Here is a 17,458-nt window from a genome sequence, read left to right on the forward strand (position 1 = left end):
AATAAATTCTGTAGTTTATAACAGGCAAATGTTAAAAATATTATTTTAACGTTTTTGGTATCTCACAAACTGGTATTGCTTCCATTTTATGTTTGTTGCTGGTGTTTAAACGTTTATAAATTTCAAATACAATTTTTTCACGTCCACTGAACTCAGCTCCTGTATTTCCTGCTTCTTCGGCAAGCATGGCCCATTCGAGTTCATCATAACTGGCTCCTAACTGATCTTCATCAGTTCTGTTATCACCAAACAACCCATCTGTAGGTGCAGCTGTTAAAATTGAATTTGGAATTCTTAAAAATTCACCTAAAGCATATACATCTGATTTCATTAAATCTGCAATCGGACTCAAATCGACTCCTCCGTCTCCATATTTTGTATAAAAGCCAACACCAAAATCTTCTACTTTGTTTCCTGTTCCGGCAACTAAGAGTCCGTGGATCCCTGCCAGGTAATATAAAGAAGTCATACGTAAACGGGCGCGTGTATTCGCAAGAGAGAGATTTAGTTTTGCTTCATCGTCAGATTTTGGAACTGCTGTTTTAAATGCTTCAAATGTAGCTGTTAAATCAGTAGTGGTACTGGAGACATTTGGAAAACGCTTCTTTAATTGTTCAATATGTTCTCTTCCTCTTGAAACCTGGCTTTCTGCCTGATGAATAGGCATTTCAACACATAAAACCTTTAAGCCGGTCTGGGCACATAAAGTAGAGGTAACAGCAGAGTCAACTCCGCCGGAAATTCCAATTACAAAACCATTAACTTTTGCGTTATTAGCATAAGTTTTCAGCCACTCTACAATGTGGGTATTTACTTTTTCTGTTTGAATAGTGCTTTTTTTAGCCATAATAATTCAGGTTTTAAAATGTAGGGATGTATATTTGCACAAATATTTTTAAGTATATTTTTACTTAAGATAAGTAACACAAATCTAATTAAAATAAAATGAAAATATATCGCTTTGTAGTGGTTCTGTCATTGTTTTTTTTGTCGTGTGATCAAAAAAATAAAGTAGAAAAAGCTGTAGAAGAAATTCCGGTTGATATTAAGGTAGAACGTTTTGATAAAGTTTTTTTTGAAAGTAAACCTGAAGATTTACCAAAAGTAAAAAAGCAGTTTCCTTTCTTTTTTCCTCCCGGGAACGATGATAATGTTTGGTTGAGTAAAATGCAGGAACCAATCTGGAGGGAGGTTTATACAGAAGTTCAAAAAAAATACTCAAATTTTGAACCTGTTCGCCAGGAGTTCAATGCGCTTTTTCAACATTTGAAGTATTATTTTCCAAAAACCAAAACACCTAAAATTATTACAGTAATAGGAGAGATGGACTATAATGCTAAAGCTATTTATGCAGATAGTCTGGTTATTGTTGCTTTAGAATTGTATTTGGGTAAGGATCATAAATTTTATCAGTTTCCAAACTATCTGAAGCAAAACTTTGAAGAAAAGCAAATTATGCCGGATGTAGTTTCGAGTTTTACTTACAGAAATATCCCACCATATGAAGATAAAAATCTGGTTTCCCAAATGATTTTTGAAGGCAAGCAGTTGTATGCGAAGGATTTACTTTTGCCTGATTATACTGATGCTGAAAAAATAGGTTATACCCCAGAACAGATAAAATGGTGCGAAGAAAATGAGGCCTACATGTGGCGCTACTTTATAGAAAAAGAAATGTTGTACAGTGTAGATCCTAAGCTTACAACACGCTTTATTGCTCCGGCTCCTTTTTCTAAATTTTATCTCGAAATTGATAACGAATCCCCAGGAAGAGTGGGTGCCTGGATTGGCTGGCAAATAGTTCGTTCGTATATGAAAAATAATACTGTAACTTTGCCTGAATTATTAAAAATAAATGCAAAAGAAATTTTCGAGAACTCAAAATACAAACCTAAGAAATAATGTCAGATACAATAAAATCAGAAATTAAATTCAATATAGAATTAGATGAAAACCGTGTGCCGGAAAAATTATATTGGACCGCTAACGATGGAGGTGTAGAGGGTGAAGAAGCAAAAGCAATTATGCTTTCTATCTGGGACAGCAAAGCCAAAGAAAGCATGCGAATTGACTTATGGACGAAAGATATGCCGGTAGATGAAATGAAAATTTTCTTTCATCAGACATTAGTTGCCATGTCAGATACTTTTAAGCGAGCTACAAACGACGAAAAAATGGCGGACACAATGAAAGATTTCTGTGATTATTTTGCAGAAAAATTAGAACTAACCAGATAGGCAGTCAAATTTCAGGAGAAAAAAAACCTCAAATCATATTGTAAGTCATGATTTGAGATTTTTTTTCTCCTGGTAGGTTGGTAGGCGATTTACAGGTTTGATAGAAATCTTTTTAATGTCATTTATGATTTTCCTGTAACATCCCATTATCACTACTGAGGTCGGATAGTTTGTAATACTAAGTTCTTCTTCTAAACATCCTCCCGACGCTCGTGAATAAATTATTTCGCCTCGGTTAAGATCGTATACTTCTAAAATAACTTCTGCGTAAGTCATTTGTTTTTTATAGTAAAAATGATTTTGAAATTCAAAATTACTAAAGTCGTTTTTCGCATTTTTACATTTAATATTGACATAGTAATCGGCATCAGCTGCTTTTTTGAGATCTAAAATTGCTGCTTTATCTAATTTCAATGGTACTTGTTTTGTAGCAAAGTATTTTCGTTCGTCCATTGAATATTTCACTCTTCTTCCTAAATATTTAGAAAAATCGGCCATTACAGCACGTGTTAGTTTTGTTTTAGTATTTTGATCGACTTCTATATCTCCAATAAGCCAGGTACCTTTAGAAAAATCCAGTGTATTGACCTTGTCTGTACTGTGTAAAAAGTAGTGAGTGACATTGCAGGAAGATAAAAATAACAGAAGTAAATAATAAAGGGTTTTCTTCATAAAAGAATCAAGTTAATTTGGGTCAAATATAATTTAAAAAAGATAATGCTTTACGGTTGAGTTTAAAATAAAAAAATCAGATCCAAATAATTGCAATAAATAAAAAATCTCAAACCCTATAATTAATCGGAATTTGAGATTTTATATTTAGCCATCTTCTTTTTTAAAATTTAAAACCCGGAGTTGTTTTTAAAAACTTCCTGATTTACTTCGTCAATATAAGAAAGCAGTTCCTCTTTTCCAATTGATTCTGTAGAGGATGTTACAAAATACTGTGGCATTTCCGCCCAGTTGTTTGCGAACATTTGTTTTTTGTATGCGGCAATATGAGAGTCAATTTTCACTTTACTGATTTTATCGGCTTTTGTAAAAATAATACAAAATGGAATCTCGCTTTCACCCATGTAAGACATAAATTCAATGTCAATATTCTGAGCCTCGTGACGTATGTCGATTAATACAAAAGCACAAACTAATTGTTCTCTGGTTTCAAAATAATCGGTTATGAATTGTTGAAAAACAGATTTTGTTTTTTTTGAAACTTTAGCGTATCCGTACCCTGGCAAATCGACCAAAAACCAATTATTGTTAATTTTGAAATGATTTATTAGCTGCGTTTTTCCAGGCCGTCCAGAAGTCTTTGCCAGATTTTTATGATTGGTAAGCATGTTAATCAAAGATGACTTGCCTACGTTCGATCTCCCTATAAATGCATATTCAGGTAAAAATTCCTGAGGACATTTTCCAACTTCGGAATTGCTGACGATGAATTCGGCACTATTGATTTTCATGATTTTTATTTTAGCTTTTTAGGAATAAAAAGTTTATTAGATGCTATAAATTCTTTTTAGTGAGCCATTCTTCCAGAATTTCATTAAATTCCTGAGGATGCTCCATCATTGCTGCATGTCCGCATTTGTCTATCCAGTATAAGGATGAATTTGGCAATAATTTATCAAATTCTTCAGCAACATTTGGAGGTGTAACAGTATCGTTTTTACCCCAGATGATACAGGTTTCAACTGTCATTTTTGGTAAATCTTTTGCCATATTATGACGAATCGCACTCTTTGCAATTGTTAATGTCTTTATTAATTTAATGCGGTCATTTGCGGTTGCATATACTTCATCAATAAGTTCAGGAGTTGCAATTTTTGGATCGTAAAATACATCTTCTGCTTTCTTTTTAATGTATTCATAGTCGCCCCTTCTTGGGTAACTGTCTCCCATGGCGCTTTCATAAAGTCCTGAGCTTCCTGTTATTACGAGTCCTGCTACTTTTTCAGGGTATAATTTTGTGTGGTAAAGGGCTATATGTCCTCCTAATGAATTTCCTAGCAAAATGACCTTTTCAAACCCCTTAAAAGTGATAAAATCCTTAACGTATTTAGCAAAGCTTTTTACATTGGTTTTTAAAATGCTTTGGGTATATATTGGCAAATCAGGAATTACAACTTTGTATCCTTTCGATGGGAAATATTGTGCTACACCATCAAAGTTACTAAGTCCTCCCATTAATCCGTGTAAAATTACGATAGGGGTTCCTTCTCCAGCTTCAAAATAGCTGTATTTACCTTCTTTTTTGTAGTGTTTATCCATTTAATTTAATGCCAATTTCAATTTCGACAAATATAGGGTTTAATAAATTAAAATGAATTTTTGCTGCTGTTTTTTAACTACATAATTTTTGTCGAATTTATAAAGGTCTTAAATATCAGTTTTCTTAATGGTTTTTAAGAACATTGTGCAATGTTAAGAAATTAGGATAAAAAACATTTTTTTAAGAAAAACGCCTCTTATTTTTTTGAATTAATTAGAGATATTATTAATTCGATAATAATTGCTTAAGGTATTGATAATCTATTAATTAAGCTGATTAGGGAAGAAGTGGGTAAACTTATTAACAAAGTGGGGTATTGTGGTAAAATGTGGTAAAATTTTTTATATTTTTGCTGTATAACATGTTAATGAGTTTTTTTGAACACAATTGTAGGCACATATGAGTGTAAAGTCGATGCTAAAGGGAGGTTAATGATACCTGCACCTTTAAAAAAGCAATTGGCTTCCTCTCTTCAGGATGGTTTTGTCCTGAAGCGCTCCGTTTTTCAGCAGTGTTTAGAATTATATCCAATGGATGAGTGGAACTTGATGATGCAAAAAATTAATAAACTGAATCGTTTTGTAAAAAAAAACAATGATTTTATCCGAAGATTTACTGCCGGAGTTAAAATAGTAGAGATTGATGCATTGGGCAGATTGTTGGTTCCAAAAGATTTGGTTTCTTTTTCAAGTATTTCAAAAGATGTAGTTTTTTCATCAGCAGTTAATATTGTAGAGATTTGGGATAAGGATTTATATGAAAAATCAATAAGCGGCGAAGATATGGATTTTGCAGATTTAGCCGAAGAAGTAATGGGAAATATTAATGACGACGACAATGGAATATCATAATCCGGTTTTGCTTCATCCAACGGTTGATGGTTTAAATATTAAGCCTGACGGAATATATGTAGATGTTACGTTTGGCGGCGGCGGTCATTCAAAAGAAATTTTAAGAAGATTAGGCCCGAACGGAAAATTGTTTGCTTTTGATCAGGATGAAGACGCATTGGCAAATGCCTTGCCGGACGAAAGGTTTACCTTAATTAATGAGAATTTCAGATTTATAAAAAGATTTCTTCGTTTTCACGGAGTAAGAAGCGTAGATGGAATTTTGGCAGATTTGGGCGTTTCGTCGCATCAGTTTGATGTTCCTGAAAGAGGTTTTTCAACACGTTTTGATGCAGGACTCGATATGCGAATGAGTCAGAAAAATGATTTAAATGCTTACAGAGTTGTAAATGAATATGATGATGCAAATTTGAGAAGAGTATTTCTTGATTATGGAGAGTTGAAAAATGCTCCTGCCTTGTCAAGAACTATTATTGAGGCGAGAGAGCATAGTCCAATTAGAACGACTGACGAATTAAAAGATGTTCTGGCGAAATATTTGCCTGAAAGACTTCGGAATAAAATATTAGCTCAGATTTATCAGGCTATACGCATTGAAGTAAATCAGGAAATGGACGTTTTGAAAGAATTTATTGAGCAGTCGCTTGAAATATTGAAACCAGGAGGAAGGTTTTCTGTAATCTCGTATCATTCATTAGAAGACAGGCTTGTAAAAAGATTTATTAAAAACGGAATGTTTGAAGGAGAGCCGGAACGCGATTTTTACGGTAATTTTTCAGTTCCATTTAAAACCATTGGAAAATTAATTGTTCCTGATGAGGCCGAAATTAAACAGAATAACAGGGCAAGAAGTGCAAAATTAAGAATAGCAGAAAAGATATAATATAATAGGTAGAATGAAAAGTGGTGTGTTTAACATATTAAAAGCAAGGTTTCTGATACATGATGATGCTGTAAAAAACTGGCGATTCATTGTTTTTATCATTCTGCTTGCCATAATAATGATAGCAAATACACAACGATATGAACAAAAAGTATTTGAAATTGCAAAACTAAGTAATGAAGTTAAAGAATTAAGATCTGAATTTGTAGATCGGCGTTCAGAATTGATGAAGTTAAAAATGGAGTCAACAATATCGAATAAAATGCTTGAAAAGCAAATTTATCCATCTACTGTTCCTCCTGTAAAAATAGAAGTTAAAAGAGAAGAAGAAAAAAGTTTCTTTCAAAGAATATGGCAGTAGAAGATAAACATATATCCTACAGAATTTACCTTGTAGCAGTTTTCATCTTTTTGATGGCAATTGCTATTGTTGTTAAATTGACCAATATTCAGTGGGTTGAGGGGGATTATTACAGAAAATTGGCAAAACAGCGTACAGTAAGGAATTTTGTAATTCCGGCGAATAAAGGAAATATTTATTCAGCAGATGGAAGTTTACTGGCTACATCAATACCTAATTACGAAATACGGTTTGATTCAAGAGCACCCAAAGAAGAAAATTTCGAGAAATATATTAAACCTCTTTCAGATTCTTTGTCTTCTATTTTTGGAAGACCGAGCGGTTATTATCAGAATGAATTAAGAAAAGCAAGGACAAATAAAAATCGTTATTATTTAATTGCCAGAAACCTTAGTTATACTGAATATGTGAGGATTAAAGGTTTTCCATTGTTTAATTTGGGGGCTTTTAAAGGAGGGATAATTGTTGAGCAGGAAACTGTCAGAAAGCACCCGATTGGTAAAATTGCAGAAAGAACAATAGGTTATGACAGAATTGATCCGGCTACTGGTGTTGAAGTAGGAAAAGGAATTGAATGGGCATTCAAAAGTTATCTGAACGGCAAAGACGGTAAGATTTTGAAGCAGAAAATTGCTAAAGGGCAGTGGAAACCAATTAGGGATGTGAACGAGGTTGATCCAATTGATGGTTACGATGTGATTTCGACCATTGATGTTTTTATTCAGGATATTGCACATCATGCACTTTTGAAGCAATTAGAAGATTACGAGGCTGATCACGGTTGCGTAGTAGTTATGGAAACCCAAACCGGACATGTAAAAGCTATTTCTAATTTAGGAAGATCGGAAGACGGATCTTATTATGAAACTACTAATTATGCAGTAGCAGAATCTCATGAGCCGGGATCGACTTTTAAATTGGTTGATTTAATGGCTATTTTAGAAGATAAAGTGGCAGATACAAGTACGGTTTATGATAGTCATGGGGGAGTGGTGAAATATTACGGGCGTAGCGTTCGTGATTCGCACACAGGCGGATACGGAAAAATTTCATTAGCACGCGGATTTGAACTTTCTTCAAATACAGTGATGGTTCAGGCAGTTTATGATAATTACAAAAGCAATCCGTCAAAGTTTGTAAATCATATTAAAAATTTTGGTTTGGATAAAACTTTGGGACTGCATTTTAAAGGAGAAGGAAGACCTATTATTCCACATCCGGGAGATAAAAGCTGGTCAGGGATTTCGCTACCGTGGATGGCTTTTGGATATGAAGTTTCGGTTACACCAATGCAGACATTGGCTTTTTATAATTCTGTTGCCAATAATGGTATTATGGTAAGGCCACAATTTGTATCGGAAATTAAAGAATGGAATAAAACGATTAAAAAGTTTGATGTAGAAGTAATAAATCCAAGAGTGTGTTCGCCAGAGACCATTAAAAAACTAAAAGCAGTTTTACTTAATGTGGTTAAAAAAGGAACAGGTTCTAAGTTGTATTCAAAAGATTTTTCGATGGCTGGAAAAACTGGAACGGCACAGATGAATTATGGAGGAAAAGAAGGCAAGTCAGCATTGTATTACGCATCTTCTTTTGTTGGATATTTTCCGGCAGATCATCCTAAGTATTCCTGTATTGTAGTGGTTCATAAGCCTAATACATCTAAAAATAATTATTACGGAGCAGATGTTGCAGGGCCGGTTTTTAAAAGAATTGCCCAAAAAATATTTACAGATGCGCCCTCAACAAATAAAATTAAGTATTTAGACTCTAAAATTGCAAAACAGGAATACAGTTATGACAAGTTTAATGTCGAATCTAATAAAAAATCAAAACTGATTCCGAATTTAAAAGGTATGCCGGGTATGGATGCGGTTGCTCTGCTTGAAAATTTAGGCTTAAAGGTAAGAGTAAACGGAGTGGGAAAAGTAAAGAATCAATCGATTCAGGCTGGTCAGAATATTAATAAAAACACAATTATAGTATTAGAATTATCGTGAAAATACTAAAAGACATATTATATAAAGTAGCTATTGAATCTGTAACAGGTTCAACAGACATAGCTATTCATAAAATAGATTTTGATTCAAGAAAAATTGAAGAAAATGACGTTTTTATAGCTATCCGCGGAACACTTTCTGATGGTCACGATTATATTGAAAAAGCAATTCAGTTAGGGGCGACAGCAATTATATGTGATACATTGCCGGGAAATATTGAAAAAGGAGTTACATACATACAGGTAAAAGATACCAATACGGCTCTTGCTTTTATGGCGGCTAATTATTTTGATAATCCTTCCGGAAAATTAAAACTGGTTGGAGTAACCGGTACCAATGGAAAAACAACCATTGCGTCTTTGTTATTTCAGTTGTTTCAAAAAGCAGGCTTTAAAGTTGGTCTGTTATCAACAGTTAAAATCATGGTTGATGAAACAGAATATAAGGCAACGCATACAACTCCGGATTCAATTACAATTAATCATTATCTAAATGAAATGATTGAAGCTGGCGTAACGCACTGCTTTATGGAAGTGAGTTCTCATGGAATTCATCAAAAAAGAACAGAGGCATTGGATTTTGTTGGTGGAATTTTTACAAATCTTTCACACGATCATTTAGATTATCATCCAACATTTGCTGAATACAGAGACGTAAAAAAATCGTTTTTTGATTCATTGCCTAAAACAGCTTTCGCTTTATCAAATATTGATGATAAAAACGGAACTGTTATGCTTCAGAATACCGTGGCAAGAAAACTTACATATGCTTTAAAAACGTATGCAGATTTTAAAGCACAGATTTTAGAAAGCCAGTTGTCAGGATTATTATTGAAAATAAATGATAATGAAGTTTGGGTAAAGTTAATAGGTACTTTTAATGCCTATAATATATTGGCTATTTATGGAACTGCGATTGAATTGGGTCTGGATAGCTTAGAAGCGTTACGTTTGTTGTCTGATTTAGAGAGTGTTTCAGGTCGTTTTCAATATATTGTTTCAGCAGGTAATGTGACAGCAATTGTTGATTATGCCCATACACCTGATGCTTTGGAAAACGTTTTAAAAACAATTGATGATATCCGGACTAAAAATGAACAACTGATTACAGTTGTAGGCTGTGGCGGAAACAGAGACAAGGCAAAAAGACCTATTATGGCAAAAATTGCTTCAGATTTAAGTGATAAGGCAATTTTAACATCAGATAATCCAAGAAACGAAAATCCTGAGGTGATTTTAGATGAAATGGAACAAGGTGTAGAAGCTCATAATTACAAAAAGATATTGAGAATTACGGATAGAAAACAAGCCATAAAAACAGCTTGTCAATTGGCTCAGCCAAATGATATTATCCTAATTGCAGGGAAAGGACATGAAACCTATCAGGAAATAAATGGTGTACGTCATCATTTTGACGATATGGAAACAGTAAAAGAAATTTTAGAACAGCTAAATAAATAACAAAATTGAAATTCAAATCCCGTAGCCTCGGGACAAAACCCAATATAACGTTGGAATTTGGGATTTAAAATGAAATTTAATTTGAATTGGAATTTAAAAAATAGAAAATATGCTATACTATTTATTTGAATATTTTGACAAAACACTTGATGTGCCTGGAACAGGGGTTTTTCAGTACATTACTTTCAGATCGGCTTTGGCATTTATGCTTTCACTGCTTTTGTCAACTATTTATGGTAAAAGAGTGATCAATTTTTTACGCCGCCAGCAGGTTGGGGAAACAGTGCGTGAATTGGGTCTTGCAGGTCAAAACGAAAAAGCAGGTACACCTACAATGGGAGGTTTGATTATTATTTTCGCAACCTTGATTCCGGTTTTGCTGTTTGCTCGTCTGCATAACATTTATATTGTATTGCTTATTGTAACTACGTTATGGATGGGAACTATTGGTTTTGTTGACGATTATATCAAAATATTCAAAAAAGATAAGCAAGGGTTAAAAGGAATTTTTAAAGTTATTGGTCAGGTTGGTCTTGGTATTATTGTAGGAGCGGTTTTATATTTTAATCCTGCTGTTACAGTAAGAACAGATACAGGAAAGACAGATGTTTTTAGAACAGCATCAAATACAACCGTTGTACTTCCTGCGCCTGTTGAAGAAAAATCTACAGCAACAACAATACCTTTCGTGAAAAACAACGAATTTGATTATGCTGAAGTTTTATCGTTTATGGGAGATGGATACGAAAAATGGGCTTGGTTAGTGTTTATTCCGGTTGTAATTTTCATCATTACAGCAGTTTCAAACGGAGCCAATTTAACAGATGGAATTGATGGCCTCGCTGCCGGAACCTCTGCAATTTCTGTACTCGCCCTCGGAATATTTACATTCGTTTCAGGAAATATCATTTTTTCCAATTATCTGAATATAATGTATATACCTAATTCAGGAGAAATGACCGTTTTTATATCTGCGTTTGTTGGGGCTTTAATTGGTTTTCTCTGGTACAATTCATTTCCTGCGTCAGTATTTATGGGAGATACAGGAAGTTTAACAATTGGAGGGATTATTGCAGTTTTAGCCATTGCGGTTCGTAAAGAAATATTAATTGTTTTATTCTGCGGAATTTTCCTTGCCGAAAGTGCTTCAGTAATTATACAGGTAACTTATTTTAAATACACCAAAAAGCGTTTCGGAGAAGGCCGAAGAATATTCCTGATGTCACCGCTGCATCATCATTATCAGAAAAAAGGATACCACGAAAGTAAAATCGTAACCCGTTTCTGGATTGTTGCTGTAATGTTAGCCATATTATCAATCGTTACTTTAAAATTAAGATAGATGAGATTGGTTGTTTTAGGAGGAGGAGAAAGTGGTGTTGGAACTGCGATCCTCGGTAAGAAAAAAGGATACGAGGTTTTTGTATCTGATTTTGGAAAGATTAAAGAGAGTTATAAAGAAGTTCTTATCATTAATAAAATTGCATGGGAAGAGGAACAGCATACTGAAGATTTAATTCTGAATGCAGACGTGGTGATGAAAAGCCCGGGAATTCCGGATAAATCCCCGATAGTAAAAAAGCTTATTGCTGCAGGGGTTAAGGTGATTTCTGAAATTGAGTTTGCGAAACCTTTTACTGAAGCTCTCACTATTGGAATTACCGGTAGCAATGGTAAAACAACAACAACAATGCTCACCCATCATTTATTAAAATCGGCAGGTTTGAATGTAGGTTTAGGAGGAAATATCGGGAAGAGTTTCGCCTGGCAGGTTGCCGAAAATAAATTTGATGCATACGTTCTTGAATTAAGCAGTTTTCAGTTAGACGGAATAATAGATTACAGACCTGATATCGCCATCATAACCAATATTAGTCCGGATCATTTAGACAGGTATGAATATAAATATGAGAATTATATCAATTCAAAGTTCCGGATAACAATGAACCAGACTGAAACTGATTATCTGATTTACGATGCAGATGATGAAGCAAGTACAGAATGGTTAAAGAATAATAAAACAAAAGCAAAATTAATTCCTTTTTCATTGACTAAATCATTCGATGAAGGGGCTTCTATAAATAACAACAAAATGGAAATAAAGATTAACCAGGAAGAGTTTACAATGGAAACAGAATACATTGCGTTAGAAGGAAAACATAATATGAAAAATGCAATGGCAGCAAGCTCTGTAGCAAAATTGATGCAAATTAGAAATGCAACAATTCGCGAAAGTTTATCAAATTTTCAAGGTGTTGAACATCGTTTAGAAAAAGTATTAAAAATCCAGAATGTACAGTACATCAATGATTCTAAAGCAACAAATGTAAACGCCACTTTTTTTGCCTTAGACAGTATGAATGTTCCAACTGTTTGGATTGTAGGAGGTGTTGATAAAGGCAATGACTACAATGAATTGATGTCATTAGTACGCGAAAAAGTAAAAGCAATTATCTGCCTGGGAATCGATAATCGTAAAATTATAGAATCTTTTGGAAATGTTGTGGACATAATGGTGGAAGTAAATAATATGAATGATGCTGTGAAAACGGCACAAAGATTAACAGAAAAAGGTGATGCTGTTTTATTATCTCCGGCTTGTGCTAGTTTCGACTTATTTGAAAACTACGAAGACAGAGGGAAACAATTTAAGCAAGCGGTACATAACTTGTAATATAGTTTAAAGTTTAAAGTTTCTCGTTATGTGGAAACTTGAAATCTAAAACAAGAAAACCTGAAACAAAAGAATTATGAAAGAGCTGGTAAACAAATTAAAAGGAGACAGGGTAATATGGTCATTCGTGGCTTTATTAGCACTGTTTTCGTTTATGCCTGTTTTTAGTGCAAGTAGTAATCTGGCTTATATCGGGCACGGTACAGGAAATACACTGGGTTATTTGATTAAACATTTGGCTCATATTTGTATTGGATTTTTAATTATTTACTGGGTGCATAAAGTGCCATATCATTATTTCAGGGCTATATCAAAAATAGCGTTGCCTGTTGTTTGGTTTTTACTCGTTTATACATTGTTAAAGGGAACAGTAATCGCGGGAGCTAATGCAAGTCGTTGGATTCAGGTTCCTTTTATTGGAATCACATTTCAAACGTCAACTTTAGCATCTATCGTTCTTTTTATTTTTGTAGCACGTTATTTATCTAAAACTAAAGAAGAAAATGAACCTTTTCAGGTTTCATTAGTACAGCTTTGGATTCCGGTCTTTATTACCCTGGCACTTATTTTACCAGCAAACTTCTCTACAACAGCGTTGATTTTTTGTATGGTAATAATGCTAACTTTTATTGGTAAATATCCATTAAAATATATTGGTTTTATTATTGGTTCTGGTATTGCAATGCTGATGTTTTTTTTATTAGTAGCAAAAGCATTCCCGGATTCAAGATTTTTTAGCAGAGTTGGAACTTGGGGAAGCCGTATTGAAAACTTCACCACAGACAAACCTGACGAAGATGATTATCAGATTGAAAAGGCAAAAATAGCTATTGCATCAGGAAGATTAGGTGGTTTGGGGCCAGGTAAAAGTGTGCAGAAAAACTTTTTGCCACAATCATCTTCTGATTTTATTTATGCAATTGTAGTAGAAGAATATGGATTGGTAGGAGGAGTTTCTATCCTGCTTTTATATTTATTATTGCTGTTTAGATTTGTAATTGCATCACATAAAGCAAATACACTTTTTGGGAAATTGGTTGTAGTTGGACTCGGTTTTCCAATGATATTTCAGGCAATGATTAATATGGCTGTTGCAGTTGAATTATTGCCGGTAACAGGACAAACCCTTCCACTTATAAGTAGCGGAGGTAGTTCAATCTGGATGACTTGTTTTTCTTTGGGAATCATTATTAGTGTAACTAAGAAAGAAGAAGAAATCGCTGAAGAGAAAGAAGAGAAAGAAAGAAGAAAAGAAGCGCTTCAAAGGTTAATTGATAAAGAATTGGCAGAAGAAGATTTGGCTGCTAATGAAATATATGAAGAAGAAGAAATGTATTCAATTCTGGATAATTCTAAAAATCCGATGAATGCAGTATTGAACAAATAAAATTAGAAAAGAATAGTTTAAGAACTATAACTTTTAAAAATATGACAAAGTATAGATTCATACTAAGTGGTGGTGGAACAGGAGGACATATTTATCCTGCAATTGCGATTGCAAACGAATTAAAATTACAATTTCCTGATGCTGAATTTCTTTTTGTAGGTGCCAAAGATAAAATGGAGATGCAAAAAGTCCCTCAGTCAGGATACGAGATAAAAGGGCTTTGGATTGCTGGTTTACAGCGAAAACTGACTTTGCAAAATCTGATCTTTCCATTAAAGTTAGCATCAAGTTTGTTAGAGTCAAAAAGAATTATCAGGCAATTTAAACCCAATGTAGTTATTGGTACAGGTGGTTTTGCAAGCGGACCTTTATTGCAGGCAGCAGGCTCGGCCGGAATACCTACAGTAATTCAGGAACAAAATTCATTTCCCGGGATAACAAATAAGCTGCTGAGCAAAAAAGCAAATGCAATTTGTGTAGCTTATGAGAATTTAGAACGTTTTTTTCCAAAAGAAAAAATTGTTTTAACAGGAAATCCGGTTCGTCAGGATTTGATTGATATTGATACAAAACGTAATGATGCTATTGCTTTTTATGGTTTAGATCCGAATAAAAAAACGCTGTTGGTTTTAGGTGGAAGTTTAGGTGCCAGGAGAGTTAATCAGCTAATCGAAAAAGAACTGGATAATTTTCTTTCGCAAAATGTACAGGTAATTTGGCAATGCGGAAAATTATATTTTGAGGATTATAAAAAATACAATCAGCAGGATGTAAAAGTAGTCGATTTCATTGAAAGAATGGATTTTGTTTATGCTGCTGCAGATGTGATTATTTCCCGGGCAGGGGCATCATCAGTTTCAGAATTATGTATTGTTGGAAAGCCGGTTATTTTTATACCGTCGCCAAATGTAGCAGAAGATCATCAGACCAAAAATGCTCAGGCAATAGTAGATGCAAAAGGCGCAATCTTATTAAGGGAATCAGAATTAGACAGTCAGTTTAGTATTGTTTTTGAAGCACTTTTAAAGGATGAGGGAAAACAAAATCAATTAAGCGATAATATTAAAAAACTCGCCAGACCAAATGCTACAAAAGTAATTGTAGATGAAATTAGAAAGTTGTTATAATATAACTTTTTAGCTTAATTATAGAACAAAATAAAAAAATCATAACGTTATTTTTAAGCGTTTTGAGTTGTTAAATAATAAAAAATATAAAGGCTTAATTACTAGTTTTTTATAAACGTAAAATAGCTCAAAATAAAAATCAAATGAATTTAAATCAAATACAAAACGTTTATTTTATTGGTATCGGAGGAATCGGAATGAGTGCCCTGGCCCGTTATTTTAAATATATCGGGAAAAAAGTTTCGGGTTATGATAAAACTCCCTCAATGCTTACAAATGAATTGATTGAAAGTGGTATTGATATTCATTTTGAAGATAATATTAGTTTGATTCCATCTGATTATTATGTAGAAAATACGCTGGTGATTTTTACACCGGCAGTTCCTATGACGCATTCAGAGTGGAATTACTTTATTGAAAGACAGTATCAGGTTAAAAAACGTGCAGAAGTTTTAGGTATTATTACTAAAGGAACGTTTAGTTTTGCAGTGGCAGGAACACACGGAAAAACGACTACTTCTAGTATCTTGGGTCATATTTTGTATGAAAGTGGGGCAGATGTTACGGCATTTGTTGGCGGAATTGTTGAGAATTATAATTCAAATCTAATTGGAAACGGAAAAACAGTAACAGTTGTCGAAGCAGATGAATTTGACAGATCGTTTTTACATTTACACCCCAATATTGCTTGCATAACATCGATGGATGCAGATCATTTGGATATTTACGGGACCAGTGATGCTATAGAAGCTTCTTTTGTAGAATTTGCCTCCAAAGTTGAAGATAAAAATAATCTCTTTATTACTAAAGAATTGCCTTTGGATGGAGTTCAGTGTGCGATTAATGAGGAAGCTGTTTACAAGGCCTTTAATGTTAGGATAGAAGATGGAAGTTACGTTTTTGATGTGCAAACACCATCAGAAATTATAAAGGATTTGCGTTTTGGACTGCCAGGGAAGCATAATTTGATGAATGCATTGATGGCTATCGCAATGTCAAAAACTTTTGGAACATCAACAGATGCAATTGTAAAAGCGCTGGCTTCTTTTAACGGAATCAGAAGACGTTTTTCATATCAGATCAAATCTGAAAATTTAGTTTATATAGATGATTATGCGCATCATCCAACAGAGATAAATGCTGTAAATCAAGCGGTTAGGGAGCTGTATCCAGATCGAAAAGTGCTGGCGGTTTTTCAGCCGCATTTATTCAGCAGGACGAAAGATTTTGTTGATGGATTTGCAGAAAGTTTGTCGCAGTTTGACGAAGTCTTTTTAATGGATATATATCCGGCAAGAGAGCTTCCGATGGAAGGGGTTACCTCTGAATGGCTGTTGGCTAAGATGACTAATTCGAATAAAAAAATTGTTGCAAAAGAAGATTTATTAGCCGAAATTAAATCGAATGATGCGTCGGTAATTGTAACAATCGGAGCTGGTGATATTGGAGAGATGGTACCATCAATTAAAGCAATTTTAAATGAAAATATTTAATTGGACAAATATAAGATTAGTATTCATTTTAGGGCTTGTTGTCTTTCTGTATTCGTTTGCCCAACACCGAAACGGAGACAGAAAATTGAAGAAATCTGAGGTTATTTTTGTAGGAGAGAACAAGCTTTTTGTGAAGCCTGAAACGGTTAATAAATTGTTGATAGAAAATAAAAGAGACGCTTCCAGTATCCGAAAAGATGAGTTAGATTTGAATAAAATAGAGAAAAGCATCGATACACAAGAGATGGTTGAGAAATCAGATGTTTTTGTAAGTATTGATGGAGTGCTTAAAGCGCGGGTAAAACAGAGAACACCAATAGCAAGAATTTATGATGGTGGAAGCTCTTTCTATATTGACTATGAAGGAAATAAAATGCCTTTGTCAGACAATTTTACGGCGCGTGTTCCTCTTGTTTCGGGAACAATAAATAAAAAAAATAACGAAGATTTAGCTGCCCTATTTCGCACAATTTATGACGATGCGTTTTTGAAAAAAAACATCATTGCAATAGAAATTATGCCTAATGGTAGCTTAAAAATGTTTAATAGAAATTATAATTACTTCATTGATTTTGGAAGAACAATGAATGTGGATCAAAAATTCAGGAATTATAAAGCTTTTTTTCAAAAGGCTGTTTTAGATAGTTCGTTATCTAAATACAATAAAATTGATCTGAGGTTTACGGAACAAGTAGTTTGCACAAAATAATAGA

At 33.8% G+C, this 17,458-nt stretch carries 17 protein-coding genes; 13 read left to right on the plus strand and 4 right to left on the minus strand.

Going from position 1 to position 17,458, the window contains the following annotated elements; translation table 11 throughout:
- Positions 1 to 40 precede the first annotated feature (40 nt).
- A complete protein-coding gene (nadE, locus tag OZP09_RS16480) occupies positions 41 to 847 on the minus strand; it encodes an NAD(+) synthase (protein WP_269234793.1) in 807 nt (268 codons plus the stop codon).
- Between the two features lie 98 nt (positions 848 to 945).
- On the opposite strand from nadE, the gene gldB reads away from it, so the two are divergent.
- The gene (gene gldB / locus OZP09_RS16485; protein ID WP_281309670.1) at positions 946 to 1,902 is read left to right on the plus strand and encodes a gliding motility lipoprotein GldB; all 957 of its coding nucleotides are present in this window, start codon (positions 946 to 948) and stop codon (positions 1,900 to 1,902) included.
- Entirely contained in the window at positions 1,902 to 2,237 is a 336-nt protein-coding gene (gene gldC, locus OZP09_RS16490; RefSeq protein ID WP_269234794.1) for a gliding motility protein GldC, read from the plus strand. The genes gldB and gldC overlap by 1 nt, the downstream gene beginning before the upstream one ends.
- Before the next feature lie 45 nt (positions 2,238 to 2,282).
- On the opposite strand, the gene OZP09_RS16495 is transcribed toward gldC, so the two are convergent.
- From OZP09_RS16495 to OZP09_RS16505, 3 genes are all read right to left on the minus strand, one after another.
- Entirely contained in the window at positions 2,283 to 2,909 is a 627-nt protein-coding gene (locus tag OZP09_RS16495) for a hypothetical protein (protein WP_281309671.1), read from the minus strand.
- Positions 2,910 to 3,079: 170 nt separating this feature from the next.
- Positions 3,080 to 3,700: a ribosome biogenesis GTP-binding protein YihA/YsxC gene (yihA, locus tag OZP09_RS16500; protein ID WP_281309672.1), complete on the minus strand. Its 621-nt coding sequence runs from the start codon at positions 3,698 to 3,700 to the stop codon at positions 3,080 to 3,082.
- 43 nt (positions 3,701 to 3,743) lie between these two features.
- A complete protein-coding gene (locus OZP09_RS16505) occupies positions 3,744 to 4,508 on the minus strand; it encodes an alpha/beta fold hydrolase (protein ID WP_223678930.1) in 765 nt (254 codons plus the stop codon).
- 378 nt (positions 4,509 to 4,886) lie between these two features.
- Between OZP09_RS16505 and mraZ the strand changes: the two genes are divergently transcribed.
- The 11 genes from mraZ (at position 4,887) to OZP09_RS16560 (ending at position 17,454) form a co-directional block, all read left to right on the plus strand.
- Positions 4,887 to 5,360: a division/cell wall cluster transcriptional repressor MraZ gene (gene mraZ / locus OZP09_RS16510; RefSeq protein ID WP_281309673.1), complete on the plus strand. Its 474-nt coding sequence runs from the start codon at positions 4,887 to 4,889 to the stop codon at positions 5,358 to 5,360.
- Positions 5,335 to 6,243 (plus strand): 16S rRNA (cytosine(1402)-N(4))-methyltransferase RsmH, encoded by a 909-nt coding sequence (gene rsmH, locus OZP09_RS16515; protein WP_269234798.1) that lies wholly within the window; start codon positions 5,335 to 5,337, stop codon positions 6,241 to 6,243. Before mraZ ends, rsmH begins: the two co-directional genes overlap by 26 nt.
- Positions 6,244 to 6,256: 13 nt before the next feature.
- Positions 6,257 to 6,604 (plus strand): FtsL-like putative cell division protein, encoded by a 348-nt coding sequence (locus tag OZP09_RS16520; protein WP_269234799.1) that lies wholly within the window; start codon positions 6,257 to 6,259, stop codon positions 6,602 to 6,604.
- Positions 6,595 to 8,604: a penicillin-binding protein gene (locus OZP09_RS16525; protein WP_269234800.1), complete on the plus strand. Its 2,010-nt coding sequence runs from the start codon at positions 6,595 to 6,597 to the stop codon at positions 8,602 to 8,604. Before OZP09_RS16520 ends, OZP09_RS16525 begins: the two co-directional genes overlap by 10 nt.
- The gene (locus OZP09_RS16530) at positions 8,601 to 10,064 is read left to right on the plus strand and encodes a UDP-N-acetylmuramoyl-L-alanyl-D-glutamate--2,6-diaminopimelate ligase (protein WP_281309674.1); all 1,464 of its coding nucleotides are present in this window, start codon (positions 8,601 to 8,603) and stop codon (positions 10,062 to 10,064) included. Before OZP09_RS16525 ends, OZP09_RS16530 begins: the two co-directional genes overlap by 4 nt.
- A 109-nt stretch (positions 10,065 to 10,173) precedes the next feature.
- Positions 10,174 to 11,406: a phospho-N-acetylmuramoyl-pentapeptide-transferase gene (mraY, locus tag OZP09_RS16535; protein ID WP_281309675.1), complete on the plus strand. Its 1,233-nt coding sequence runs from the start codon at positions 10,174 to 10,176 to the stop codon at positions 11,404 to 11,406.
- On the plus strand, positions 11,407 to 12,738 hold the full coding sequence (murD, locus tag OZP09_RS16540; RefSeq protein ID WP_281309676.1) for a UDP-N-acetylmuramoyl-L-alanine--D-glutamate ligase: 1,332 nt from the start codon (positions 11,407 to 11,409) through the stop codon (positions 12,736 to 12,738).
- 76 nt (positions 12,739 to 12,814) lie between these two features.
- The gene (locus OZP09_RS16545; RefSeq protein ID WP_223678907.1) at positions 12,815 to 14,125 is read left to right on the plus strand and encodes an FtsW/RodA/SpoVE family cell cycle protein; all 1,311 of its coding nucleotides are present in this window, start codon (positions 12,815 to 12,817) and stop codon (positions 14,123 to 14,125) included.
- Between the two features lie 41 nt (positions 14,126 to 14,166).
- Positions 14,167 to 15,252 carry an undecaprenyldiphospho-muramoylpentapeptide beta-N-acetylglucosaminyltransferase gene (gene murG / locus OZP09_RS16550; protein ID WP_281309677.1) on the plus strand — a complete coding sequence of 362 codons (1,086 nt, stop codon included), beginning with the start codon at positions 14,167 to 14,169 and terminating at the stop codon, positions 15,250 to 15,252.
- A gap of 143 nt (positions 15,253 to 15,395) precedes the next feature.
- The gene (gene murC, locus OZP09_RS16555; protein WP_269234802.1) at positions 15,396 to 16,745 is read left to right on the plus strand and encodes a UDP-N-acetylmuramate--L-alanine ligase; all 1,350 of its coding nucleotides are present in this window, start codon (positions 15,396 to 15,398) and stop codon (positions 16,743 to 16,745) included.
- Positions 16,732 to 17,454, plus strand: a complete 723-nt coding sequence (locus OZP09_RS16560; RefSeq protein ID WP_281309678.1) for a cell division protein FtsQ/DivIB — start codon at positions 16,732 to 16,734, stop codon at positions 17,452 to 17,454. The genes murC and OZP09_RS16560 overlap by 14 nt, the downstream gene beginning before the upstream one ends.
- Positions 17,455 to 17,458 lie beyond the last annotated feature (4 nt).

The sequence above is a fragment of the Flavobacterium flavigenum genome (genome assembly GCF_027111255.2).
Lineage (GTDB): Bacteria > Bacteroidota > Bacteroidia > Flavobacteriales > Flavobacteriaceae > Flavobacterium > Flavobacterium flavigenum.